The sequence below is a fragment of the Mycobacterium asiaticum genome, assembly GCF_001673635.1.
Classification (GTDB): domain Bacteria; phylum Actinomycetota; class Actinomycetes; order Mycobacteriales; family Mycobacteriaceae; genus Mycobacterium; species Mycobacterium asiaticum_C.
Genome location: NZ_LZMH01000035.1, coordinates 116,910 through 140,352, shown reverse-complemented (window position 1 = coordinate 140,352; position 23,443 = coordinate 116,910). Strand labels below are relative to the sequence as shown.

Here is a 23,443-nt window from a genome sequence, read left to right as displayed (position 1 = left end):
GCGTGAGAACTACTTGCGACCGCGCCGGGTGCTTGCGGCCTTCTTGGCCGGAGCCTTCTTGGCCGGAGCCTTGCTGGCGGCCTTCTTGGCCGGAGCCTTGGTGGCCGCCTTCTTGGCCGGAGCCTTGGTCGCGGCCTTCTTGGCCGGAGCCTTGGTCGCGGCCTTCTTGGCCGGAGCCTTGGTCGCGGCCTTCTTCGCCGGAGCCTTGGTCGCGGCCTTCTTCGCCGGAGCCTTGGTCGCGGCCTTCTTCGCCGGAGCCTTGCTGGCGGCCTTCTTGGCCGGAGCCTTGCTGGCGGCCTTCTTGGCCGGAGCCTTCTTTGCCGCCTTCTTGGCCGCACTCGCAACCACACCGCGCTTCACAGCGGGGCCCTCGGCCGGGAGCTTTTGTGCGCCAGCCACAACGGCTTTGAATTGGGCACCCGGACGGAATGCCGGAACCGAAGTGGGCTTCACCTTGACCGTCTCGCCGGTACGCGGGTTGCGGGCCACTCGGGCCGCGCGGCGACGCTGTTCGAAGACACCGAAACCGGTAATCGTCACGCTGTCACCTTTGTGGACCGCGCGCACAATCGTGTCGACGACATTCTCGACAGCGGCGGTCGCCTGCCGACGGTCTGAGCCCAATTTCTGTGTGAGCACATCTATGAGCTCTGCTTTGTTCATTCAACCCTCCGAAGCCAGTGGTCCTCGTTTTCGAACCGACTAGAGGACACGGTAAACCCTCACCTGGCAAATTGCCAAGAGCCACGCGCATTTTCAGACGCGAATGGCTGACAATTTCGGAATCCGATTGCCGCCCTTGGCCAGTGGCACGGTGGCGAATTCGGCCCGGTTTAGCCCGGCGGCGGTGTCGGAATTCGACCCCGCCCGGCGCATCAGACGGCTGGGATCGTGCGCGGTTTCCAGGCCGGACGAGCGGCTTCGAAATTCTCGATTTCGTCGAGTTTCCGCAGCGTAAGGGCTATATCGTCGAGACCTTCGAGCAGTCTGTATGCGGTGTGGTCGTCAATCCTGAACGGCAGCACCGCCGTTCCCGCGGTGATATTTCGATCTTGAAGATTGACAGTGATTTCCAAGCCTGGACTCTGCTCGATGAGCTTCCAAAGAAGTTCGACGCCGTCTTGGTCGACTTCGGCCGCCAGCAGTCCGGCCTTGCCGGCGTTGCCGCGAAAAATGTCGCCGAACCGGGACGAGATAACTACCCGGAATCCGTAGTCCATCAACGCCCAGACGGCGTGCTCGCGGGAGGATCCGGTGCCGAAATCCGGTCCGGCCACCAAGACTGAGCCCCGGTCAAAGGGACTGAGATTGAGCACGAATGAGGGGTCCGTGCGCCAGCTTGCGAAGAGGCCATCCTCGAAACCGGTTCGGGTGACCCGCTTCAGAAAGACCGCGGGAATGATCTGGTCGGTGTCGACATTGGACCGCCGCAGCGGCACTCCGATACCGGTGTGGGTGCGAAAGGCTTCCATCCTGATCCTCTATTCTCAGCGTGAATTCAAGTCGACTAGTTCAAATCAGCGGGGGCGGATAGCGTGCCGCGCACCGCGGTGGCCGCGGCGACCGCCGGGGACACCAGGTGTGTGCGGCCGCCCTTACCCTGCCGCCCTTCGAAATTGCGGTTGGACGTTGCGGCGCAACGCTCCCCCGGTGCGAGCTGATCGGGATTCATCCCCAGGCACATCGAGCAGCCCGCTTGCCGCCATTCGGCGCCGGCTGCGGTGAAAATCTCCCCCAGCCCTTCGGCTTCGGCCTGCGCGCGAACCCGCATCGAGCCCGGGACCACGAGCATCCGCACGTCGGGAGCGATTTTGCGACCACGTAATACCTCGGCCACCACCCTCAGGTCTTCGATGCGGCCGTTGGTGCACGATCCGACGAACACGGTGTCGACGGAGATGTCGCGCATCGCCGTCCCGGGCCGAAGGTCCATGTAGGCCAAGGCTTTCTCGGCGGCCTGGCGCTCGGCGTCATCGGTCATCAACTCGGGGTCCGGAACCGCCCCGGCCAGTGGCACCCCCTGACCCGGGTTCGTTCCCCAGGTCACGAACGGGCTCAGTGAGGCGGCGTCGAGGTATACCTCGGTGTCGAAAACCGCACCGGGGTCAGTACGCAGCTGCTGCCAGTAGGCAAATGCGGCGTCCCAGTCCGCACCCGCGGGCGCGTGCGGGCGGCCGCGCAGGAACTCGTAAGTGGTTTCGTCCGGCGCCACCATGCCGGCGCGGGCACCGGCTTCGATGCTCATGTTGCAAACCGTCATCCGGCCTTCCATCGACAACGATTCGATGGCGCTGCCGCGGTATTCGATGACGTGGCCCTGTCCACCGCCGGTGCCGATCTTCGCGATCAACGCCAGAATGATGTCTTTGGCCGTGACACCCGGGGGCAACTGGCCGTCCACATTGACCGCCATCGTCTTGAACGGGCGCAGCCGCAGCGTTTGGGTGGCGAGCACATGTTCGACCTCAGAGGTGCCGATTCCCATAGCGATTGCGCCGAAGGCTCCATGGGTCGAGGTGTGACTATCGCCACAGACAACCGTCATTCCGGGCTGGGTGAGCCCCAATTGCGGTCCGACCACATGGACGATCCCCTGCTCGATATCGCCCATCGGGTGAAGGCGGACACCGAATTCGGCGCAGTTGTGGCGCAACGTCTCGACCTGGGTGCGCGACACCGGGTCGGCGATCGGCTTGTTGATGTCGAGGGTGGGCACATTGTGGTCCTCGGTGGCGATCGTCAGATCGGTACGCCGCACCGGTCGACCGGCCAGCCGTAGTCCGTCGAAGGCCTGCGGGCTGGTGACCTCGTGAACCAGGTGCAGGTCGATGTAGATCAAGTCCGGTTCGGTCCCGTTGCCCGACACGACAACGTGGTCGTCCCAAACCTTCTCGGCCAAGGTTCGCGGCCGGGCCGCGGCTTGCGTGTGCTCCGCCATCTCGGTTTGCCTCGATTCGCTTATTCACGGCTCGCGATGATCCAGGGCTGTGATCTCATAATGCGAGACGCTAGTATCTCCTTGTGAGACAGCATAGCGGCATCGGCGTTCTGGACAAAGCCGTCGGCATTCTGCAGGTGGTCGCGGAATCCCCCTGTGGGCTGGCCGAACTGTGCGAACGAACCGGTATGCCCCGGGCAACGACCTATCGACTGGCGGCGGCCCTGGAAGTCCATCGGCTGCTCGGACGCGACGAGGACGGCCGTTGGCGGCTTGGCCCGGCGGTCACCGAACTCGCCGCGCACGTCAACGATCCGCTGTTGGCCGCGGGCGCCGCTGTGCTGCCGCAGTTGCGCGAGACGACGGGTGAGAGCGTGCAGTTGTACCGCCGGGAAGGCACCTCGCGGGTCTGCATCGCGGCCCTGGAACCCCCTGCGGGGCTTCGCGATACGGTGCCCGTCGGCGCGCGGCTGCCGATGACGGCCGGTTCGGGCGCCAAAGTGCTGCTGGCCCACAGCGACGCCGCCACGCAGCAGGCGGTGCTGCCGCAGGCGATGTTCACCGACCGGGTGCTGGCCGAGGTGCGCCGGCGCGGCTGGGCGCAAAGCGTCGCCGAGCGCGAGCCGGGCGTCGCGAGCGTGTCCGCCCCGGTGCGCGACGGCCGCGGCGCGGTGGTGGCCGCGATTTCGGTTTCCGGACCGGTCGATCGGATGGGGCGACGACCCGGGGCGCGGTGGGCGGACGACCTACTAGCGGCGGCGGACGCGATCGCTCGCTTGCTGTAGGTGTGACTGTCCGCGCCACCGGCGCAGACTCGCCACCGCCCGCCTGTCAGACTGACGCCTATGGGAACCAATCAGCGCGCGAGCATCGTCATGTCCGAGGCGGAGATCACCGACTTCGTGAACAACAGCCGGACCGGCACGCTGGCCACCATCGGCTCCGATGGTCAGCCGCACCTGACGGCAATGTGGTACGCCGTGGTCGACGGCGAGATCTGGTTGGAGACCAAAGCCAAGTCGCAGAAGGCGGTCAACCTCAAGCGGGACCCGCGGGTCAGTTTCCTCATAGAGGACGGCGACACTTATGACACGTTGCGCGGAGTCTCTTTCGAAGGCGTCGCCGAAATCGTCGACGATCCAGAAGTTTCCCATCGAGTCGGGGTCAGCGTCTGGGAACGCTACACCGGCCCCTACACCGACGATATGAAGCCGTTCGTCGAGCAGATGATGAACAAGCGGGTCTGTGTCCGCATTGTCAGCAGGCGTGCCCGCTCCTGGGACCACCGCAAATTGGGCATGCCCAGCATGCCGGTGGGCGGTACCACCGCGCCGGCGGCGCGCCGAGGCGGCGAATAGCCGCAGAATTGGATTTGTAGCCCCGATGGGATTCGAACCCACGCTACCGCCGTGAGAGGGCGGCGTCCTAGGCCGCTAGACGACGGGGCCAGACACGATCCGGAGTGCCAGCATAGCTCACCCCGCAGACCCCACCTAATCGCTTGAGCTGGTGAGGTTTTGCTGGGGTACCAGGACTCGAACCTAGAATGGCTGAACCAGAATCAGCTGTGTTGCCAATTACACCATACCCCATCGGCTGCCCATAACCGCTGGTCAGGGCGTTTCCTCGACCTATCTCAGGTCTTGGGAACCGCTCCTGCCGGCCGTTGCAGGCCTTGTTGAAGCCGAAGTGCAGACTACCAAAGACTTGCGGGGTGATCCGCACGCCTACTGCGCGGGCACCTGCTGGCGCGCGGAAAGCAGCCGCTGCAGGCTGCGATCGCGACCCAGCAACTCCAGGGACTCGAACAACGGCGGGCTGATCGTGGTTCCGGTGGCGGCCACGCGGATCGGACCGAAAGCCTTGCGGGGTTTGAGCGCCAGTCCCTCGATGAGGGCCGCCTTGAGCGCCTCCTCGATCTGCGCGGTGGTCCAGTCTGCGACGCCCGTCAGCACGGCGATGGCTGCATCGAGCACCGCAGCCGAATCCGGACCCAGCTCCTTGGCCGCCGCCTTCGGGTCCAGGGCGTATTCGTCGTCGTTCAGGAATTTGAGCAGCGCCCACGCGTCGCCGAGCACGACGATGCGGGTTTGCACCAGTTCGGCGGCGGTGGCGAAGCTCTGCTCGTCCAGGGCGAGGTGGTGCCCGTGTGTTTCGAGGTAGTGGCGCAGCCGGCGGGTGAAGTCGTCGACGGCGAGCAACCGGATGTGCTCGGCGTTGAGCGCATCGGCCTTCTTCTGGTCGAAGCGGGCCGGGTTGGAATTGACGTTGACCACGTCGAAGGCGGCGACCATCTCGTCGAGGCTGAACAGGTCGTGGTCATCAGCGATCGACCAGCCGAGCAGGGCAAGGTAATTCAGCAGGCCCTCGGGAATGAACCCGCGATCGCGATGGGCGAACAGATTGGACTGTGGGTCCCGCTTGGACAGTTTCTTGGTGCCCTCACCCAAAACCGTTGGCAGATGAGCGAATTCCGGGATCCGTTCGGCCACCCCGATCCGGATCAGCGCCTGATACAGCGCCAGCTGGCGCGGTGTCGAGGGCAGCAGATCCTCGCCGCGCAACACGTGGGTGATCTTCATCAGCGCGTCGTCGCACGGATTGACCAAGGTGTACAACGGATCTCCGTTGGCGCGGGTGAGGGCGAAGTCGGGCACCGTGCCGGCCGCGAACGTGGTCGGGCCGCGCACCATGTCATCCCAGCTGAGGTCCTCGTCGGGCATGCGTAGCCGCACCACCGGCTGGCGCCCCTCGGCCAGGTATGCCGCACGCTGCGAATCGGTGAGGTGCCGGTCGAAGTTGTCGTAACCCAGTTTCGGATTCCGGCCGGCGGCGACATGGCGTGCCTCGACCTCTTCCGCCGTCGAGAACGCGTAATAGGCCTCGCCGGCTTCCAGCAGTCGCGCCAGCACGTCCCGGTAGAGGTCGGCGCGTTGGGACTGTCGGTACGGCGCGTAGGGGCCGCCGATCTCGGGACCCTCGTCCCAGTCCAGGCCCAGCCAGCGCATGGCGTCGAGCAGGGCCAGATAACTCTCCTCGCTGTCGCGCTGGGCGTCGGTGTCTTCGATGCGAAAAACGAAGGTGCCGCCGGTGTGCCGCGCGTACGCCCAGTTGAACAGTGCCGTGCGGACCATCCCGACGTGCGGGGTGCCGGTGGGCGACGGGCAGAAGCGAACCCGGACGTGGTCGGTTGTAGTCACGACTTTCCTTTGCGGACAACGGGATTGGTGAGGGTACCAATTCCTTCCACGGTGACGGAGACCGTGTCACCATCTTCGATTGGGCCCACTCCGGCCGGTGTACCGGTCAGGATCAGATCGCCCGGCAGCAGCGTCATCACCGCCGAGATCCATTCCACGATGGCGCCGACGTCGTGAATCATCAACGAGGTGCGGGCGTTCTGTTTGACATCGCCGTTGACATCGGTACGCAGTGCCAGATCGGCGGGGTCGACATCGGTGACGATCCAGGGCCCGATCGGGCAGAAAGTGTCGTGGCCCTTCGCGCGGGTCCACTGACCGTCGGCCTGCTGTTGATCGCGAGCCGACACATCGTTGCCGATGGTGTAGCCAAGGATGTTGTCAGCGGCTTGCGCCGCGGAGACGTCTTTGCAGGCCCGGCCGATCACGGCCGCCAGCTCCCCCTCGAAGTGCACGGGCGAGGCGTTGGCCGGCAATCGAATCGGCACGTTCGGTCCGATGATCGCGGTGTTGGGCTTCATGAAGATCACCGGGTCAGCGGGCGCCTGACCACCCATCTCGGCGATGTGGTCGGCGTAGTTCTTGCCGATGCAGACCACCTTGCTGGCAAGTATCGGCGCCAGCAGCCGCACGTCGGCCAGGGGCCAGGAGCGGCCGGTGAAAGTCGGGGTGCCGAACGGATGCTCGGCGATTTCGCGGGCGGTCAGGCTGTTGCGGTCGTCCAATTGGCCTTCGATGCTGACAAAGGCGACTCCGTCTGGGCTGGCGATTCGACCAAGGCGCATTCGGATGAGCCTAGCCGGGTGACGATGTGGGCCCGCAGGGCCCGAGGAGGAGCCCGGCGATCAAGCCGAGCCGGGTGACGATGTGGGCCCGCAGGGCCCGAGGAGGAGCCCGGCGATCAAGCCGAGCCGGGTGACGATGCGGGCCCGCAGGGCCCGAGGAGGAGCCCGGCGATCAAGCCGAGCCGGGTGACGATGCGGGCCCGCAGGGCCCGAGGAGGAGCCCGGCGATCAAGCCGAGCCGGGTGACGATGCGGGCCCGCAGGGCCCGCTTGCCAACGGCACACTCGTCGAGATTGCAAATCTGCAGCGAAAGTGCGAGTGGAGCCCTCCAAATTTGCAGTCTCGGCGTCGTCGTAGCTGAAACCCTCCGTTCAAATCAGCCCTCCTTATGACGTCACTTCTGTGCAAGCATGGCTTGATGTCATCGCACGCGGTCAGCGCGGCGACGCGCTGGTCGATGGTGGCCGTCGCGCTCGTGGTGACTGCCAGCGCGTTCAGCTTCATCAATGCGGTCCCATTCCTGATCCCGGCGCTGGAAGCCGCGCACGGAACCCCGCTGTCGGAATCCGGTCTGCTGTCGGTGATGCCGAGCCTGGGCATGGTGGTGACGCTCATCGGTTGGGGTTACGTAGCCGACCTCATCGGCGAACGAATTGTGCTGACGGTGGGTTCGATGGTGACGGCGGCGGCCGCGTACGCGGCGTCGACGGTCGACTCGCTGCTGATGATGGGGATTCTGCTGTTCCTCGGCGGCATGGGTGCGGCGAGCTGCAACCCCGCCTGTGGCCGCCTAGTAGCCGGCTGGTTTCCGCCGGAGCAGCGGGGTTTGGCCATGGGGGTCCGCCAGACCGCCCAGCCGCTCGGAATTGCCATGGGCGCGTTGATGATTCCGCATCTGGCTGAACATGGACCACCGGCCCACGGGCTGCTGTTTCCCGCGCTGGCATGTGCAATCTCGGCGGTGGTCGCCGCCGTCGTCGCGCACGACCCGCCGCGCAAGCCTCGCGCGGTGGCGCGCGAGGACGAACTGGCCAGCCCCTACCACGGAACCACCGTGTTATGGCGTATCCACGCGCTTTCCGCGTTGATGGTAATGCCGCAGTCGATGACGGTGACGTTCATGCTGGTCTGGCTGAACAAGAATCAAGGTTGGTCCGTGGAGTCCGCCGGCAGCCTCGTGACGCTCACGGCCCTGCTCGGCGCTGTCACCCGCATCGCGGCGGGCCGGTGGTCGGACCGCATCGGATCCCGCATGCGCCCCATTCGATTTATCGCCTCCGGCACCGGCGTGACGATGCTGCTGCTGGCCTTCACCAACAACTTCTACGGTCCCCTGGCGGTGGCGCTGATGATCACGACATCGGTGATTACGGTGATGGACAACGGATTAGAAGCCACCGCGATCACCGAGTTCGCCGGTCAGTTCTGGGCCGGGCGCGCGCTGGGAGTTCAGAACACCATCCAGCGGTTGATGACGCTGACCGGGCCACCGATGTTTGGCGCGATCATCGGCGCCTTCGGCTATCCGGCCGCGTTCGCGCTGTGTGGCCTGTTCCCGTTGGCAGCCGTACCGGTGGTGCCAACCGCTCTGGTGGCACCCGGGTTGGAGGAACGGGCGCGCCAGCAACCCCCCAACGGCCGCCTTCGCGACCGGCTGGTCCGGTAGCGAAACTAGCCGACAGGGCGATCCCCCAACCTGTGCGAGCATGGACAAATGCCCAGGGAGCCGACCAGCCCGGCCGCTCGCTGGACGATCGTGGTCGTTTCGCTGTTCGTCACGGCAAGCTCATTCCTCTTCATCAACGGCGTCGCATTCTTGATCCCGAGACTGGAAGCCGCGCGGGGAACGCCGCTGACGCAGGCGGGTCTGTTGGCGTCCATGCCCAGCTGGGGCATGGTGGTCACGCTGATCGCCTGGGGATATGTGCTGGACCGCGTCGGTGAGCGGATCGTGTTGACGGTGGGCTCCGCACTTACCGCTGCGGCGGCCTACGCCGCGGCATCCGTGCACTCGCTGCTTCTGATGGGTGTGTTCCTGTTCCTCGGCGGTATGGCCGCAGCCAGCTGCAACAGTGCCGGTGGCCGGCTGGTCTCCGGCTGGTTCCCGCCGCACCAACGAGGGCTGGCGATGGGTATCCGTCAGACCGCACAACCGGTGGGAATTGCGTTGGGCGCGTTGGTGATTCCGGGGCTGGCCGAGCGTGGCGCCCACGCCGGGCTGATGTTCCCGGCGGTGGCGTGTGGCATCGCCGCGGTGATCAGCCTGGTGGGCGTCACCGACCCACCGCGCAAGTCGCGCGCGTCGGCCAGCGACGAAGAACTCGCCAGCCCGTACCGCGGCTCCTGGGTGCTGTGGCGCATACACGCGGCGTCGGCGTTGCTGATGATGCCGCAGACGGTGACCGTGACCTTCATGCTGGTGTGGCTGATCAATCACCACGGCTGGTCGGTCGCCGCGGCCGGTGGGATGGTGACGATTTCACAATTGATCGGCGCGGGGGGCCGAATTCTGGTGGGCCGCTGGTCGGATCGCGTCGGCTCCCGAATGCGACCGGTCCGATTCATCGCGCTGGCGGCCGCGCTGACGCTGTTCCTGCTGGCTTTCACCGACAACATCGGCTCGCGCTACGACGTGCTGCTGATGGTCGTCATCTCGGTCGTCGCGGTCCTGGACAACGGGCTGGAAGCCACCGCCATCACTGAGTTCGCCGGGCCGTATTGGAGTGGACGCGCGCTGGGCACCCAGAACACCACTCAGCGCTTGATGGCCGCGGCCGGGCCGCCGATGTTCGGCGCCCTGATCACTACGGCCGCCTACCCGTTGGCGTGGGCGCTATGCGGCCTGTTCCCTCTGGTGGCGGCGCCGTTGGTGCCGGCCCGCGTGCTGCCGCCGGGCCTGGAGATCACAGCCCGGCGACAATCCGTTCGCCGACATCGGTGGTGGCAAGCCGTTCGGTCCCGCGAGTTGCCAAGTGGGCCTCGACCGCCCGGTCCACCCGGGCCGCCGCGTCGGTCTCGCCGAGGTGGGAAAGCAACAGCGCCACCGAAATGATCGCCGCCGTCGGATCGGCGATGCCCTGACCCGCGATATCGGGGGCACTGCCGTGCACCGGCTCGAACATGGACGGATTGGTGCGCGTCGCATCGATGTTCCCGCTGGCCGCCAACCCGATTCCGCCGCAGACCGCCGCGGCCAGGTCGGTGATGATGTCGCCGAACAGGTTGTCGGTGACGATCACGTCGAACCGGCCCGGGTCGGTGGCCAGGAAGATCGTGGCGGCGTCGACGTGCTGGTAGGCCACTTCGACGTCGGGGTACTTCTCGCCGATCTCCTGCACCGTGCGCAACCACAGCCCACCGGCGAATGTCAGCACGTTGGTTTTATGGACCAGGGTCAGGTGCTTTCGGCGCGCCTGCGCCCGCTCGAAGGCGTCGGTGACCACCCGGCGCACCCCGAACGCCGTGTTGACGCTCACCTCCGTCGCCACCTCGTTGGCTGTGCCGACGCGAATCGCACCGCCGTTGCCCGTGTAGGGCCCCTCGGTGCCCTCGCGCACAACCACGAAGTCGATCTCGGGGTCCCCGGCCAACGGGCTCCGCACCCCCGGATACAGCCGCGCGGGCCGCAGGTTCACGTGGTGGTCGAGCTCGAAGCGCATGCGCAACAGCAGACCCCGCTCCAATATGCCGCTGGGGACGGACGGATCACCGATAGCGCCGAGCAGGATCGCGTCGTGCTCACGCAGCTCGGGCACCACCGACTCCGGCAGCACCTCGCCGGTCGCGTGGTACCGCCGGGCACCGAGGTCGTACTCGGTCTTCTCGACCCCAGGCAGGACGGCGTCGAGGACCTTGAGAGCCTGGGCGGTGACTTCCGGACCGATACCGTCGCCGCCAATGACCGCCAACTTCATCTGCGCCGCTCCTCATCGCTTCGCTTTGCGTCGTCGCCGGCGCTTCTCATGAGAGATCAACGACTTCGAGCTTGTTGGCGCCCACCGCGTCGGCGATCGACGACCGCACCTCGGCGGGCACGTTCTGATCCAGCCGAAGCAGGATCGTGGCGCTGTCCCCTTCGGTGTCCTCGGACAGCTGAGCGGCCTGGATGTTCACCCCGGCCGCCCCGAGCAGCGTGCCGATCTTGCCCAGCGCGCCGGGCTGGTCGGCGTAATTGATCACCAGGTTGATGCCCTGAGCGCGCAGGTCGAAGTTGCGGCCGTTGATCTGCACGATCTTTTCGACCAGCTGCGGCCCGGACAGCGCGCCGGCGACGTTGACCACCGAGCCGTCGGCGGCCACGGCCCGCACGTCGACCACACTGCGGTGATTCGGGCTCTCGGTGGCCTTGCTGATTTCGGCCGTTACCCCCCGCTCGGCGGCCAGCGCCGGCGCGTTGACGAATGTCACCGCCTCTTCGATCACAGCCGAGAACAGCCCGCGCAGCGCCGAGAGCTTCAGCACCTCGACCTCTTCGGCGGCCAGCTCACCGCGCACCTGCACCGACAACGACACGGGCAACTCGTCGGACAACGCGGCCGCCAGCACGCCGAGCTTGCGGGCCAGGTCCAGCCAGGGCGCCACCTCTTCGCTGACAACGCCGCCGCCGACGTTCACCGCGTCCGGGACGAACTCCCCCGCCAACGCCAGCCGCACGCTCTGGGCGACGTCGGTGCCGGCCCGGTCCTGGGCCTCGGCGGTGGAGGCGCCCAGGTGCGGGGTGACGACCACCTGCGGGAGCTCGAACAACGGGCTGTCGGTGCAGGGCTCGGTGGCGAACACGTCGAGCCCGGCACCGCGCACGTGGCCGCTGTTGATGGCCTCGGCCAGCGCGGCCTCGTCGATCAGGCCACCCCGGGCGGCGTTGACGATGATGACGCCGGGCTTGGTCTTGGCCAGCGCCTCCTTATCGATCAGTCCCGCCGTCTCGGGGGTTTTGGGCAGGTGCACCGAGATGAAGTCGGCCCGGGCGAGCAGGTCGTCAAGGGACAGCAGTTCGATGCCCAGCTGGGCGGCGCGAGCCGACGACACATACGGGTCGTAGGCGACGATGTGGGCGCCGAAGGCGGCGATCCGCTGGGCGACGAGCTGCCCGATCCGGCCCAGTCCCACCACGCCAACGGTCTTGCCGAAGATCTCGGTGCCGGAGAACTTCGACCGCTTCCAGGTGTGCTCGCGCAATGTCGCGTCGGCGGCCGGGATCTGGCGCGCGGCGGCCAGCAGCAGCGCGATCGCGTGCTCGGCGGCGCTGTGGATGTTCGACGTCGGGGCGTTGACCACCAGCACACCACGAGCGGTGGCGGCGTCCACGTCGACGTTGTCCAGCCCGACGCCGGCGCGGGCGACGATCTTGAGCTTGGCGGCGGCGGCCAGCACCTCGGCGTCCACCGTGGTGGCCGACCGGACCAGCAGCGCATCCGCCTCAGGCACCGCGGCCAGGAGTTTCTCCCGGTCAGGCCCGTCTACCCAGCGCACCTCAACCTGGTCTCCCAGGGCAGCGACAGTTGATTGGGCAAGTTTGTCGGCGATCAATACAACAGGCAGGTTCACGCGGACAGCGTAGTCGGGGATCGCGAGCGCGGCGGAGCCGGGCGAAGCGGGTCGCCGCCGTCCGCGGTGTCGGCTTCGGCGGCGGCCCGCGGTTCAACTGGAATTCAGCAGGGCGAATCTCTTACCACCACGCGCGCCGCTGAGTACGATCCGGCCGTGTCCTCACTGGTACGCCCGGCAATTTGCGTCAACATGATCGTCCGCAATGAAGCGGCGATCATTCGGCAAACCCTCGAGGACATCGCGCGGTACATCAGCGCCTGGGTGATCGTGGACACCGGCTCCGACGACGGGACACAGGACGTCATCCGTGAGCACATGGCCAGACTCGGTATCCCCGGGAAGTTGCACGAGCGGCCGTGGCGCAATTTCGGTCACAACCGATCCGAGGCATTGACCCTCGCCCAGGGCCACGGCGACTACATCTGGGTCCTCGATGCTGACGACAAGGTCGTCGGCAACCTCGACTTCGGCCAGTTGGGCAAGGATCTGTACCAGCTCCGCTATGGCCAGACCAACGAAATCTTCTGGCGGCCAAACCTTTTCCGCGACGGGTTGCCGGTCCGTTACGAAGGCGTGGTCCATGAATACGTCATGGTCGACTCCGATTTCAGCCACGACCGGCTCGACGGCGACTACTACATCGATTCGCGCCGCCTCGGAGCGCGCAACCTGTATCCGAAGCGGAAATACGAGAGCGACCGCGACCTGCTGCTAGCTGAGGTCGAACGCGATCCCGAGGATGCGCGGTCGGTCTTCTATCTCGCCCAAAGTTATTTCGATTTGGGCGATTTCGAGAACGCCATCAAGTGGTACCAGCACCGCATCGACATGGGCGGGTGGGCCGAAGAGGTGTACCACTCGATGTACCGCGTCGCGGAGTCAATGTGGTCGATGAAGGCGCCCTGGCACGAGGTACAGGACGCCTACCTGCGGGCTTGGGAATTCCGGCCGATCCGCGCGGAACCGTTGTATGCCATCGCCTATCGCTACCGCCTCGACGAGCGCTACCTGCTCGGCTATCTCTTCGCCAAGCACGCCGCCGAGATCCCGTTTCCCACCGAGGACACGTGGCTGGTCAGCGCTGACACCTACACCTGGGGTGCGCTCGACGAGGCTGCCGTCTGCGCCTCATGGATCGGCGAGCACGCCGAGGCGGTCGCACTCTGGCGTCGAGTCCTGGCCAAGGACAACATTCCCGACGAAGAACGGCGGCGAATTGCCGCCAACTGCGACAACAGTGCACCGAGGATCTTCGAAGCGGCCGCCTCCTACCCCGGTGAACTGGCGCGGCACCTGGTGGGCCATCGCCGCGACGCCGAGGTCGTGCTCAGCCTGATCGCCGGCCCGGATCGCGCCGGCACCGAGGTGACGCTGAACTCACTGCTGAACTGCTGCTCCGACGTATGGCGGGTCGGGCGGTTTCTGGTCGTTGATGCCGGCCTAGCAGCGGCCGATCGAGCGTTCCTGCTCGAGCGGTATCCGTTTCTGGAGTTTCGTCCGATCGCCGCCGGCGCATCTGCGGGCGCGGTGCTGTCGCAGATTCGTGACCAGATCTACGGACGGTTTTGGCTGCACCTCGGACAAAGTTGGCAGTTTTATGCCCGGGAGCCCCTGATCACCCGCCTGTCCAGCGTGCTCGAGGCCGAGGAGACCTCGTATCAGGTGGGGGTCAACTTCACCGATGCGGACAAGCTGATTGGTGCGACCGCAACGGACGACGTGGTGTCCCGCGCGCCGGGCGCCGGACGCTATGTGCTTGGCAGTCAAGTGGTGTACGGCCCGGCAATGTTCGACACCGCGCGGCTTGATCGCGTCGGGGGCCTTCAAGGCAATGACCGCGATCCCCTCGCCGAGCTGGGACGGCGGGCCACAGCCGCCGGTCTGGCGACGGCCAGCCTTGACGAGGTGTTGTGCATCAATATGGTGTCCCCGGCGAGTCAGCCGGCTCACGGCTGAGCCGGCTGACACCAACGAGAACCCAGGAGCTCGCCGTGCCCGATGGTGTGACCGCCCGCCCCGCGATCTGTCTCAACATGATCGTGCGCAACGAGGCTCATGTCGTCCGCGACGTGCTTGACGTGGCGGCCCCGCACCTCAGTTCGTGGGTCATCGTGGACACCGGCTCCGACGACGGGACTCAGGACATCATCCGGAACCGGATGTCCGAACTCGGCATACCCGGGGAGTTGTTCGAACGGCCTTGGCGCAATTTCGGCCACAACCGGACCGAGGCGCTGGCCCTGGCGCAGGGACGGGCCGACTACGTCTGGGTTATGGACGCTGACGACACCATCGAAGGCACGATCGACTTCACCGGGCTCAGCGCCGACGTCTACTGGCTGCGGTGCCGAGACTCGGAAACCACCACCTTTTGGCGACCACATCTATTCCGTGACGGGCTGCCGGTCCGCTACGTGGGCGTTGTGCATGAATATGTGACGGACGACGCGAGCTTCCGCCACGACCGATTGGACGGCAACTACCACGTCGAATCTCGTCGACTCGGCGCACGCAACAGCGACCTGAAACGCAAGCACGCCAGCGACCGCGACCTGCTGCTCGCCGAAGTCGAACGCAATCCCACCGATTCTCGGTCCGTCTTCTACCTCGCCCAGAGCTACTTCTGCTTGGGCGACTACGCCAACGCGCGAAAGTGGTATGAGCGCCGCGCCGAGATGGGTGGTTGGGATGAAGAGGTCTTCTACTCGCTGTTGCGGGTCGCGGCGTCGATGGCAGAACTCGGCGAGCCGTGGGCGCAGGTGCAGCACAGGTATCTGTTGGCTTGGGAAAACCGGCCGAGCCGGGCCGAGCCGCTGTATGCCATCGCACGGTGGTATTGCAGGCAGCAGCGCTATGAACCCGGCTACATGTTTGCCAAGCGCGCTGCCGAGATCCCCTACCCCGAAAATGACATCGTCTTCGTCGCCGCTGACGTCTACAACTGGCGCGCGCTCGACGAACAGGCGGTGTGCGCGTCGTGGATCAACAAGAAGGCCGACGCGTTCGCGCTCTGGCGGCGAGTCCTGGCCCGCCCTGACATCCCTGACGATGACCGCAAACGGATGGCGGCCAACCTCGACGTCTGTGCGCCCTCGATGATCGACGCGGCTTCCGATTACCCGGAGGCCTTGGCGCAACGCCTCTTTGCCGGTCCGCGTGACGTCGAGGTCACCGTCAGCCTGGTCGCCAGCCCAGATCGCGCAGGCACCGATCTGACCCTGAACTCTTTCCTGAACTGCTGCACCGACGTGTCGCGGGTCGGACGCTTCTTGGTGGTCGATGCCGGCTTGTCATCCGCAGATCGGGCGAACCTCCTTGAGCGCTATGGGTTTCTCGAGTTCACTGATGCCGCCCCCGGCAACAGGCCGGGCGCCAACCTCACCTCCCTACGCGCTCAGATCCACGGACGGTTCTGGCTACACCTCGGGCAGGGCTGGCAGTTCTACGCAGTCGAAGACTTCATCACCCGCCTCACCGCGGTGCTCGAGGCCGAACCACGGGTGTTCCAGGTGGCGATCAACGTCGACGATGCGGTCACGCTGAGCGGTGCGAGCGCGGCGGAGGATACGGTGCGCCGAGCCCCTGGCGCGGGTCGCTACGTGCTGGGTGAGCAGGTGGCTTGTGGCCCCGCCATGTTCGACACCGCCCTACTGGATCGCGTCGGCGGTATCCGTGACATTGATCCAGATCCCCTCGCCGAACTAGGCCGGCGCGCCGCCGCCGCGGGGCTCGCGACCGCCACCCTCGACGAGGTGTTATGCATCGCGTCGGCGTAGAGCGGTTGCCGGGTTCCCTTCGGCAACGTCGTCGGCTGTAATTCACAGATGGACGTCACCGTCGTCGGCAGCGGGCCCAACGGGCTTGCCGCAGCCGTCATATGCGCCCGCGCCGGCCTGAAGGTGCAGGTTATCGAAGCTCAGCCAACCTTCGGCGGCGGGGCACGAACCCAGGCCGACTTCGAATTCCCCGGAGTCCTGCACGACGTCTGCTCGGCGGTGCACCCGCTGGGTTACGCCTCGCCGTTCTTCGCCGAGTTCGACCTGTCCGCGCGCGGAGTCGAATTGGCGGTGCCTGAGATCTCCTATGCCAATCCGCTCCCGGGCCGACCCGCGGCGATCGCGTATCGCGACCTGGAACGGACCTGCGCGGAGTTGGACGACGGCGGGGCGTGGCGTCGCTTTCTCGGCCCGTTGGTGTCGAACTCCGATGCGGTGGTCGCCTTCTTGTTGGGTGACAAACGCTCGATACCGAGATCGATTCCGACTCCGATTCGACTGGGCGTGCGCATGCTCACTCAAGGCACCCCCGCTTGGGCCGCACTGCGCGGCGACGACGCCCGAGCGCTGTTCACCGGCGTTGCTGCGCACGCGATTACACCGTTGCCGTCACTGGCGTCGGCGGGCGCGGGGCTGATGTTGTCCACGCTCGCGCATTCGGTCGGCTGGCCAATCCCGGTGGGCGGCACCCAGCAGATCTCCGACGCCCTGATCGCCGACCTGCGGGCGCACGGCGGTCAGCTGACGTCGGGAGTGGAAGTCGATGCCCCACCGGAAGGCGTCGCGGTCTTCGACACGGCCCCGACCGCGCTGCTGCGGGTGTACCGCGACTCGATTCCGGGTGGGTACGCAAAAGCATTGCAGCACTACAAATTCGGTTCGGGGGCGGCCAAGGTCGATTTCGTCCTCAACGATGAGATTCCGTGGTCGGACCCGCGGCTCACTCAGGCGCCAACCCTGCATCTCGGTGGTACCCGCCAGGAGATGGCGCGAGCCGAAGCCGACATCGCCGCGGGACGGCACGCGCAGTTGCCGATGGTGCTCGGGTCCTCGCCGCACCTCGTCGATCCCGGCCGCATCGACACCGAGGGCCGCCGGCCGTTCTGGACGTACGCGCATGTGCCCGCGGGATCCACCGTCGACGCGACCGAGGCCGTCACCGCCGTGGTCGAGCGGTTCGCGCCCGGGTTCCGCGACATCGTGGTGGGGGTACGCAGTGTGCCGGCCGCGCGGATGGCCGAGCACAATGCCAACTACATCGGAGGCGACATCGCGGTGGGCGGGGCCTCGGTGTTCCGGGCGACGCTGGGTCCAACGCCGCGGCTGAACCCTTGGAGTACACCGATTCCCAAGGTGTATCTGTGCTCAGCGGCCACGCCGCCCGGCGCCGGGGTGCACGGCATGGGCGGCTATTACGCCGTGCGGACCCTACTGCGGCGTGAGTTCGGCATCAAGGAGATGCCTAAGCTCTGCCCATGACAAAACTCGCGATCATCTACTATTCGGCCACCGGGCATGGCACGTCGATGGCAAAGCGCGTCGCGGCGACGGCCGAGGCAGCGGGCGCCGAAGTTCGGCTGCGGCCGGTGGCCGAAACCCGTGACCCGGCCTCCTTCGCGCACAACCCCGCCTGGACGGCGAATTACGAAGCCATCAAGGATCTTCCAGTGGCCACCGGCGACGACATCGTGTGGGCGGACGCGGTGATCTTCGGCTCCCCCACCCGATTCGGTTCAGTCGCCTCGCAGTTGCGCGACTTCTTGGACGGGCTGGGCGGGCTCTGGGCGGAGGGCAAACTCGCGGACAAGGTGTACGCGGCTTTCACATCGTCCAACACCTTGCACGGTGGTCAGGAGACCACCCTGCTCACGCTGTATGTCACCCTGATGCACTTCGGCGGCATCATCGTGCCGCCGGGTTACACCGATCCGCTGAAGTTCGTCGACGGCAACCCGTATGGCGTCAGCCTGGTCTCCACGCACGACAACATCAGCGAATTCGACTCGGCGACTGCCGACGCGCTGGAGCACCTCGCGCAGCGGGTGGTGCAGGTTGCCGGACGCCTAGCATCGTCGTAGTCCGCCGAGCGTCACGCAAGTGTGACCGTTAGCGCCGAGCGCCACGCTGGCGTGACGCTCGGCGTTAGGTGTTCTCGCGCTGACTACTAGGCGGTCTCGGTGATGGGCCGGTCGACCCAGCTCATCAGGTCACGCAGCTTCTTGCCGGTGACCTCGATCGGGTGCTCGGCGTTCTCCTTGCGCAACTGCTCGAGTTGCTTGTTGCCGCCCTCGACGTTGGCGACCAGCTTCTTGGTGAACGTGCCGTTCTGAATGTCGCGCAGGATCTCGCGCATCCGCTCCTTGGTGCCGGCGTCGATGACGCGCGGCCCCGACAGGTAGCCACCGAACTCGGCGGTATCGGACACCGAGTAATTCATCCGCGCGATGCCGCCCTCGTACATCAGGTCGACGATCAGCTTCAGCTCGTGCAGCACCTCGAAGTAGGCCATCTCCGGCGGGTAACCCGCCTCGACCATCACGTCGAAACCGGTCTTCACCAATTCCTCTGTGCCGCCGCACAATACGGCCTGCTCACCGAACAGGTCGGTCTCGGTCTCGTCCTTGAAAGTGGTCTTGATGACACCGGCGCGGGTGCCGCCGATCGCCTTGGCGTAGGACAGCGCCAACGCTTGACCCTCACCGGTCGGGTCCTGGTCGACGGCGATCAGCGCGGGAACGCCCTTGCCGTCGACGAATTGGCGCCGCACCAGGTGGCCGGGCCCCTTGGGCGCGACCATCGCGACGGTGACGTTGGCCGGCGGCTTGATCAGATCGAAGTGAATGTTGAGGCCGTGGCCGAAGAACAGCGCGTCGCCGTCCTTCAGGTTGGGCTCGATGTCATTGGTGAAGATATCGGCTTGTGCGGTGTCGGGCGCGAGCAGCATGATCACGTCGGCCCACTTGGCCACCTCGGCGGGAGTGTCGACCTCCAGGCCCTGCTCCTCGACCTTGGCGCGGGACTTCGATCCCTCCTTCAGGCCGACCTTCACCTCGACGCCGGAGTCGCGCAGGCTCAGCGAGTGCGCGTGTCCCTGGCTGCCGTAACCGATCACACCGACCTTGCGGCCCTGAATGATCGACAGGTCTGCGTCGTCGTCGTAGAACATCTCCAGCGTCTGCGCCGGCACGTCTGCCACCTCAATATCTCCTTCTAATCTGTCTTTTCACTAGTACGAACTTATTTGCCGGTGCCGATACCGCGCGGGCCGCGGGCCATCGACACCACCCCGGACTGGACGATCTCCTTGATGCCGAACGGTTCCAGCAGTCGCAGCAACGCTTCGAGTTTGCCCCGATTTCCGGTGGCCTCGACGGTCAACGACTCCGGCGAAACGTCGATCACGCTGGCGCGGAACAGGTTCGCCGCCTCGATCACCTGGCTGCGAGTGCCGACGTCGGCACGCACCTTGATCAGGCACAGTTCGCGGTCCACCGAGTTATTGTCATCCTGCTCGACGATCTTGATCACATTGATCAGCTTGTTGAGCTGCTTGGTGATCTGCTCGAGCGGTGTCTGATCGGCGGAGACCACGATCGTCATCCGCGACATGTCCTTCTGTTCGGTGCCACCGACCGCCAGTGACTCGATGTTGAAGCCACGCCGCGAGAACAGCGCTGCCACGCGGGCGAGCACACCAGGCTTGTCTTCGACCAGAACCGACAGCGTGTGCGTCTTGGGCGAACCGCTGGCGGTCATCAGGCGTGCCCCTCGGTGACGTCGTCGAACAACGGACGAATGCCACGGGCGGCCTGGATCTCGTCGTTGCTGGTGCCCGCAGCGACCATCGGCCAGACCTGCGCGTCGGCGCCGACAATGAAGTCGATGACGACCGGGCGGTCGTTGATCTCTCGCGCGCGGTTGATCATTTCTTCGACGTCTTCCTCACGCTCGCAACGCATTCCGACACAACCCAGCGCCTCGGCCAGCTTCACGAAATCCGGGATGCGGTGGGAGTGGGTGGCCAGGTCGGTCTGCGAGTAGCGCTCTTCGTAGAAGAGGGTCTGCCACTGCCGCACCATGCCCAGGTTGCCGTTGTTGATCAGCGCAACCTTGATCGGGATGCCCTCGATGGCGCAGGTGGCCAACTCCTGGTTGGTCATCTGGAAGCAGCCGTCGCCGTCGATCGCCCACACCTCGGTGTCGGGCAGCGCGATCTTGGCGCCCATGGCCGCCGGGATGGCGAAGCCCATGGTGCCCAGACCGCCGGAATTCAGCCAGGTGCGCGGCTTTTCGTACTTGATGAACTGCGCGGCCCACATCTGGTGCTGGCCGACGCCGGCCACGTAGATGGCGTCCGGACCGGCGATCTGGCCGAGCTTCTCGATCACGAACTCCGGACCCAGGCTGCCGTCGCTCTGCGGGCCGTAGCTCAGCGGGTACGTCTTGCGAACGCCCTCCAGGTACTCCCACCACTCCGTCATGTCGATGTTGCCCGGAGTCTCATAGTGGCGCAGCATCTCGATGAGGTCGGTGATGACGTTCTTGACGTCGCCCACGATCGGCACGTCGGCGTGCCGGTTCTTGCCGATCTCGGCCGGGTCGATGTCGGCGTGGATCACCTTGGCCTCGGGCGCAAACGATTCCAGCTTGCCGGTCACCCGGTCGTCGAAACGGGTGCCCAGCGCGATCAACAGGTCGCTGCGCTGCAGCGCCGCCACCGCGCCGACGGTGCCGTGCATGCCCGGCATGCCCATGTTCAGCTGATGGCTGTCCGGAAACGCACCGCGGGCCATCAGGGTGGTGACCACCGGAATGCCGGTCAGCTCGGCCAGCTCGCGGAGTTCCTCGGTCGCCTCGCCGCGGATGATGCCGCCGCCGACGTACAGCACCGGCTTGTGCGCCGCCGCGATCAGCTTGGCGGCCTCACGGATCTGCCGGTTGTGCGGCTTGGTGTTCGGCTTGTAGCCGGGCAGCTCCATGCGCGGCGGCCAGCTGAAGGTGCACTGGCCCTGCAGCACGTCCTTGGGGATGTCAACGAGAACAGCTCCGGGACGTCCGCTCGCCGCGATGTGGAATGCCTCGGCGATCACCTGCGGGATCTCGTCGCCGGTGCGCACCAGGAAGTTGTGCTTGGTGATCGGCATCGTGATGCCCGAGATGTCGGCCTCCTGGAACGCGTCGGTCCCGATCAGCTGCCGCCCGACCTGACCGGTGATCGCGACCACCGGGATCGAGTCCATCTGCGCGTCGGCCAGCGGCGTCACCAGGTTGGTGGCGCCGGGACCCGAGGTCGCCATGCACACCCCGACCCGGCCGGTGGCGTGCGCGTAGCCGCTGGCGGCGTGGCCGGCGCCCTGCTCGTGACGGACCAGGACGTGGCGCAGCTGCTGCGAATCGAACAGCGGGTCGTACACCGGCAGTACCGCGCCCCCCGGAATCCCGAAGATCACGTCGACGTCGAGCGCCTCCAGCGACCGGATTACCGCCTGTGCACCGGTAAGTTGTTGCGGTGCAATGCGTTTAGGCTGTCCGGTGGCCGGCCTGGACGCCGCCTTGCCGGCGTCCGAGGCGATTTCGGCGGCCTCGCGCGAGGCGGGCGTTGGGGCCGGTGCCGCTGACTTGGTGGGTGCGCTCACTGTTTCCTCTTAGGTCTTTTTCTGCTTTGGCGTCTCGGGGCAAGAAAAAACCCCCGCCAGCTGAGCTGCTGCACGAGGGTCGCGTTGGTGCTCGATAGAGCTAGTCAGGCACCAACGCGCCGACTAATTACTACGAGCATTCCGTGTTGCATAGCGTCCGACGGTAGTCTTCGCACAGCTCAGCCGTCAAATCCGGTGCTTCCGGGCCGCGATGGGATGATGCGAGGGTGGTTACTGATTCACCCGTGGTGATTAAGGTCTCGCCCGTGGCGCATATCGCGGTCGGTTTCTTGACCCTGTGCCTGCTGGTCCCGGTCACGGCTTTCGCCTGGACGCTGCCGCTGCTGGTCATCCCGGTGCTGTTGTCGGCGATGATCGTCCGGCTGCGTACGGTCGCCGACGATCGGGGCGTGACGGTGCGGACGCTGCTGGGCAGCCGAACGCTCGCCTGGGAAGATATCGACGGGCTGCGGTTCCACAGAGGAAACTGGGCGCGCGCCAAGCTCAAGGACGGGTCGGAGCTGCGGTTGCCCGCCGTTACTTTCGCGACGCTGCCGCAGCTGACCGAGGCCAGTTCGGGACGGGTGCCGAACCCGTATCGCTGATCAGGCGAGCGGGTTCACGCCGTTGAGCAGCACCCACACGGCGATACCGGCGGCGATGCCGCTCAGCAGCGCCACGAACGAGCCGATGAACGGGCGGGTTGCCCAGCCGCGGCCCGCGTCGAGTCCGTAGCGGCCCGGGCCGACCAGGATGACGGCGACCGCCATGACGATCAGGGTGATCTGGTATTCGTGTCCGTCCGGCAGGAAATAGGTGAAGGTGTGCGAACGCGGCCGCGCTGAGGCCGACGCGAGCAAGCCGTTGAGCAGGAATGCCAGCGCACCCGCGGCGGCGATCGGGGTGAACAGTCCCAGGACCAGCAGCACGCCCGCGACGATCTCACCACCGGCCCCGACGTAGGCCAGGATGTCGGCGTGCTGGAAGCCGACGTCGGTAAGCGCGTTCTTGAAGCTGTGTAGGCCCGAGCCGCCCCACCAGCCGAACAGTTTCTGCAGCCCGTGCGCGATCAGCACCACACCCAGTCCGACGCGCAGCAACAGCAGGCCGAAGTTCTGCGTGCCGCGCCGGCCCGCTGCGCGGATCCGGTCGTCTTCGTCGTCGAAGTCGATCGCCGAGGGCGCGGCCGGCACCTGCCGTGCGGTCTGCGGCGCGACGTAGGGCAGCGGCTCCTGCGAATCCAGCGGGTTGTATCCCGGGACGGCACCGGAGTTGGCGTCATAGGGCGGGATGATGGTGGTGGTTCCGGTGTTGCCGAAGTCGCCCGCGTAGCCCGCCGGCGTCAGATCATCTTCGGGGTCGACCAGGCTTGCCGAGGTGGGACGGCTTGAGGTTGGCACTGCGGTTGGACCTCCGATGAGGTCAGGCCGCTGCCATGGCGATTCATTCGAACTGGTCACGCGTGTCAGGGTAAGGGCTTTTTCGCCGGAAGCTGGGATTTGAAACGGCGCTTTCGCCTGTTAAATCCATATTTTTGCGCGGCGGATGTTCAGTTTGG

General features: G+C 66.1%; 19 protein-coding genes, 2 tRNA genes and 1 pseudogene. 9 read left to right on the top strand and 13 right to left on the bottom strand.

What is annotated here, in order from left to right; all coding sequences use genetic code 11:
• Nucleotides 1-9: 9 nt before the first annotated feature.
• From A5645_RS09085 to leuC, 3 genes are all read right to left on the bottom strand, one after another.
• Nucleotides 10-663: an HU family DNA-binding protein gene (locus A5645_RS09085; protein ID WP_065129294.1), complete on the bottom strand. Its 654-nt coding sequence runs from the start codon at nt 661-663 to the stop codon at nt 10-12.
• Nucleotides 664-875: 212 nt separating this feature from the next.
• The gene (gene leuD, locus A5645_RS09080; RefSeq protein ID WP_065037871.1) at nt 876-1,472 is read right to left on the bottom strand and encodes a 3-isopropylmalate dehydratase small subunit; all 597 of its coding nucleotides are present in this window, start codon (nt 1,470-1,472) and stop codon (nt 876-878) included.
• Between the two features lie 35 nt (nt 1,473-1,507).
• Nucleotides 1,508-2,938, bottom strand: a complete 1,431-nt coding sequence (gene leuC / locus A5645_RS09075; protein ID WP_065037872.1) for a 3-isopropylmalate dehydratase large subunit — start codon at nt 2,936-2,938, stop codon at nt 1,508-1,510.
• Nucleotides 2,939-3,021: 83 nt separating this feature from the next.
• Between leuC and A5645_RS09070 the strand changes: the two genes are divergently transcribed.
• On the top strand, nt 3,022-3,723 hold the full coding sequence (locus A5645_RS09070; RefSeq protein ID WP_065129293.1) for an IclR family transcriptional regulator: 702 nt from the start codon (nt 3,022-3,024) through the stop codon (nt 3,721-3,723).
• Between the two features lie 60 nt (nt 3,724-3,783).
• Complete coding sequence (locus A5645_RS09065) at nt 3,784-4,296, top strand: pyridoxamine 5'-phosphate oxidase family protein (protein ID WP_065129292.1); 513 nt, start codon at nt 3,784-3,786, stop codon at nt 4,294-4,296.
• Nucleotides 4,297-4,313: 17 nt separating this feature from the next.
• Here the strand turns inward: A5645_RS09065 and A5645_RS09060 are convergent.
• From A5645_RS09060 to A5645_RS09045, 4 genes are all read right to left on the bottom strand, one after another.
• Nucleotides 4,314-4,386 (bottom strand) — tRNA-Glu (locus A5645_RS09060).
• 72 nt (nt 4,387-4,458) lie between these two features.
• Nucleotides 4,459-4,530: transfer RNA gene (locus tag A5645_RS09055), tRNA-Gln, on the bottom strand.
• A 135-nt stretch (nt 4,531-4,665) separates the two neighbouring features.
• Entirely contained in the window at nt 4,666-6,138 is a 1,473-nt protein-coding gene (gltX, locus tag A5645_RS09050; protein ID WP_081288244.1) for a glutamate--tRNA ligase, read from the bottom strand.
• Nucleotides 6,135-6,923, bottom strand: coding sequence for a fumarylacetoacetate hydrolase family protein (locus tag A5645_RS09045; RefSeq protein WP_065129290.1), 789 nt, complete (start codon nt 6,921-6,923; stop codon nt 6,135-6,137). Before A5645_RS09045 ends, gltX begins: the two co-directional genes overlap by 4 nt.
• Nucleotides 6,924-7,341: 418 nt before the next feature.
• On the opposite strand from A5645_RS09045, the gene A5645_RS09040 reads away from it, so the two are divergent.
• Together A5645_RS09040 and A5645_RS26985 are read left to right on the top strand one after the other, a co-directional pair.
• Nucleotides 7,342-8,589 carry an MFS transporter gene (locus A5645_RS09040; RefSeq protein ID WP_065129371.1) on the top strand — a complete coding sequence of 416 codons (1,248 nt, stop codon included), beginning with the start codon at nt 7,342-7,344 and terminating at the stop codon, nt 8,587-8,589.
• Nucleotides 8,590-8,637: 48 nt separating this feature from the next.
• A pseudogene (locus tag A5645_RS26985) lies at nt 8,638-9,693 on the top strand (MFS transporter); the annotation flags it as partial.
• Between the two features lie 133 nt (nt 9,694-9,826).
• Here the strand turns inward: A5645_RS26985 and A5645_RS09020 are convergent.
• Together A5645_RS09020 and serA are read right to left on the bottom strand one after the other, a co-directional pair.
• Nucleotides 9,827-10,837 carry a 3-isopropylmalate dehydrogenase gene (locus A5645_RS09020; RefSeq protein ID WP_065038206.1) on the bottom strand — a complete coding sequence of 337 codons (1,011 nt, stop codon included), beginning with the start codon at nt 10,835-10,837 and terminating at the stop codon, nt 9,827-9,829.
• Nucleotides 10,838-10,883: 46 nt separating this feature from the next.
• Complete coding sequence (gene serA, locus A5645_RS09015) at nt 10,884-12,470, bottom strand: phosphoglycerate dehydrogenase (protein WP_065129286.1); 1,587 nt, start codon at nt 12,468-12,470, stop codon at nt 10,884-10,886.
• A 156-nt stretch (nt 12,471-12,626) separates the two neighbouring features.
• On the opposite strand from serA, the gene A5645_RS09010 reads away from it, so the two are divergent.
• Genes A5645_RS09010 through wrbA form a run of 4 tightly spaced genes read left to right on the top strand, consistent with a single transcriptional unit; the run spans nt 12,627 to nt 18,327 of the window.
• On the top strand, nt 12,627-14,429 hold the full coding sequence (locus A5645_RS09010) for a tetratricopeptide repeat-containing glycosyltransferase (protein WP_253866897.1): 1,803 nt from the start codon (nt 12,627-12,629) through the stop codon (nt 14,427-14,429).
• A 35-nt stretch (nt 14,430-14,464) separates the two neighbouring features.
• Nucleotides 14,465-16,249, top strand: coding sequence for a tetratricopeptide repeat-containing glycosyltransferase (locus A5645_RS09005; RefSeq protein WP_253866896.1), 1,785 nt, complete (start codon nt 14,465-14,467; stop codon nt 16,247-16,249).
• 48 nt (nt 16,250-16,297) lie between these two features.
• Complete coding sequence (locus A5645_RS09000) at nt 16,298-17,728, top strand: phytoene desaturase family protein (RefSeq protein WP_065129284.1); 1,431 nt, start codon at nt 16,298-16,300, stop codon at nt 17,726-17,728.
• On the top strand, nt 17,725-18,327 hold the full coding sequence (wrbA, locus tag A5645_RS08995; RefSeq protein WP_065129283.1) for an NAD(P)H:quinone oxidoreductase: 603 nt from the start codon (nt 17,725-17,727) through the stop codon (nt 18,325-18,327). The genes A5645_RS09000 and wrbA overlap by 4 nt, the downstream gene beginning before the upstream one ends.
• Nucleotides 18,328-18,413: 86 nt before the next feature.
• Here wrbA and ilvC read toward each other — a convergent pair whose 3' ends face one another.
• The 3 genes from ilvC to A5645_RS08980 all read right to left on the bottom strand — a co-directional run bounded on the left by ilvC (nt 18,414) and on the right by A5645_RS08980 (nt 21,885).
• On the bottom strand, nt 18,414-19,415 hold the full coding sequence (gene ilvC / locus A5645_RS08990) for a ketol-acid reductoisomerase (RefSeq protein WP_065038304.1): 1,002 nt from the start codon (nt 19,413-19,415) through the stop codon (nt 18,414-18,416).
• A 71-nt stretch (nt 19,416-19,486) separates the two neighbouring features.
• The gene (ilvN, locus tag A5645_RS08985) at nt 19,487-20,005 is read right to left on the bottom strand and encodes an acetolactate synthase small subunit (protein ID WP_065038211.1); all 519 of its coding nucleotides are present in this window, start codon (nt 20,003-20,005) and stop codon (nt 19,487-19,489) included.
• Complete coding sequence (locus tag A5645_RS08980) at nt 20,005-21,885, bottom strand: acetolactate synthase large subunit (RefSeq protein ID WP_065129282.1); 1,881 nt, start codon at nt 21,883-21,885, stop codon at nt 20,005-20,007. Before A5645_RS08980 ends, ilvN begins: the two co-directional genes overlap by 1 nt.
• 227 nt (nt 21,886-22,112) lie before the next feature.
• Between A5645_RS08980 and A5645_RS08975 the strand changes: the two genes are divergently transcribed.
• Nucleotides 22,113-22,490 (top strand): PH domain-containing protein, encoded by a 378-nt coding sequence (locus A5645_RS08975; RefSeq protein WP_065129281.1) that lies wholly within the window; start codon nt 22,113-22,115, stop codon nt 22,488-22,490.
• On the opposite strand, the gene A5645_RS08970 is transcribed toward A5645_RS08975, so the two are convergent.
• A complete protein-coding gene (locus A5645_RS08970; RefSeq protein ID WP_065038214.1) occupies nt 22,491-23,345 on the bottom strand; it encodes a DoxX family protein in 855 nt (284 codons plus the stop codon). It abuts the gene before it with no gap.
• Nucleotides 23,346-23,443 lie beyond the last annotated feature (98 nt).

Bases quoted from the DNA above. Each gene is read 5' to 3' on its own strand.
- A5645_RS09085 (WP_065129294.1), bottom strand. From the start codon at position 663: ATGAACAAAGCAGAGCTCATAGATGTGCTCACACAGAAATTGGGCTCA.
- leuD (WP_065037871.1), bottom strand. From the start codon at position 1,472: ATGGAAGCCTTTCGCACCCACACCGGTATCGGAGTGCCGCTGCGGCGG.
- leuC (WP_065037872.1), bottom strand. From the start codon at position 2,938: ATGGCGGAGCACACGCAAGCCGCGGCCCGGCCGCGAACCTTGGCCGAG.
- A5645_RS09065 (WP_065129292.1), top strand. From the start codon at position 3,784: ATGGGAACCAATCAGCGCGCGAGCATCGTCATGTCCGAGGCGGAGATC.
- A5645_RS09045 (WP_065129290.1), bottom strand. From the start codon at position 6,923: ATGCGCCTTGGTCGAATCGCCAGCCCAGACGGAGTCGCCTTTGTCAGC.
- A5645_RS09040 (WP_065129371.1), top strand. From the start codon at position 7,342: ATGTCATCGCACGCGGTCAGCGCGGCGACGCGCTGGTCGATGGTGGCC.
- A5645_RS09020 (WP_065038206.1), bottom strand. From the start codon at position 10,837: ATGAAGTTGGCGGTCATTGGCGGCGACGGTATCGGTCCGGAAGTCACC.
- A5645_RS09000 (WP_065129284.1), top strand. From the start codon at position 16,298: ATGGACGTCACCGTCGTCGGCAGCGGGCCCAACGGGCTTGCCGCAGCC.
- wrbA (WP_065129283.1), top strand. From the start codon at position 17,725: ATGACAAAACTCGCGATCATCTACTATTCGGCCACCGGGCATGGCACG.
- ilvC (WP_065038304.1), bottom strand. From the start codon at position 19,415: ATGTTCTACGACGACGACGCAGACCTGTCGATCATTCAGGGCCGCAAG.
- ilvN (WP_065038211.1), bottom strand. From the start codon at position 20,005: ATGACCGCCAGCGGTTCGCCCAAGACGCACACGCTGTCGGTTCTGGTC.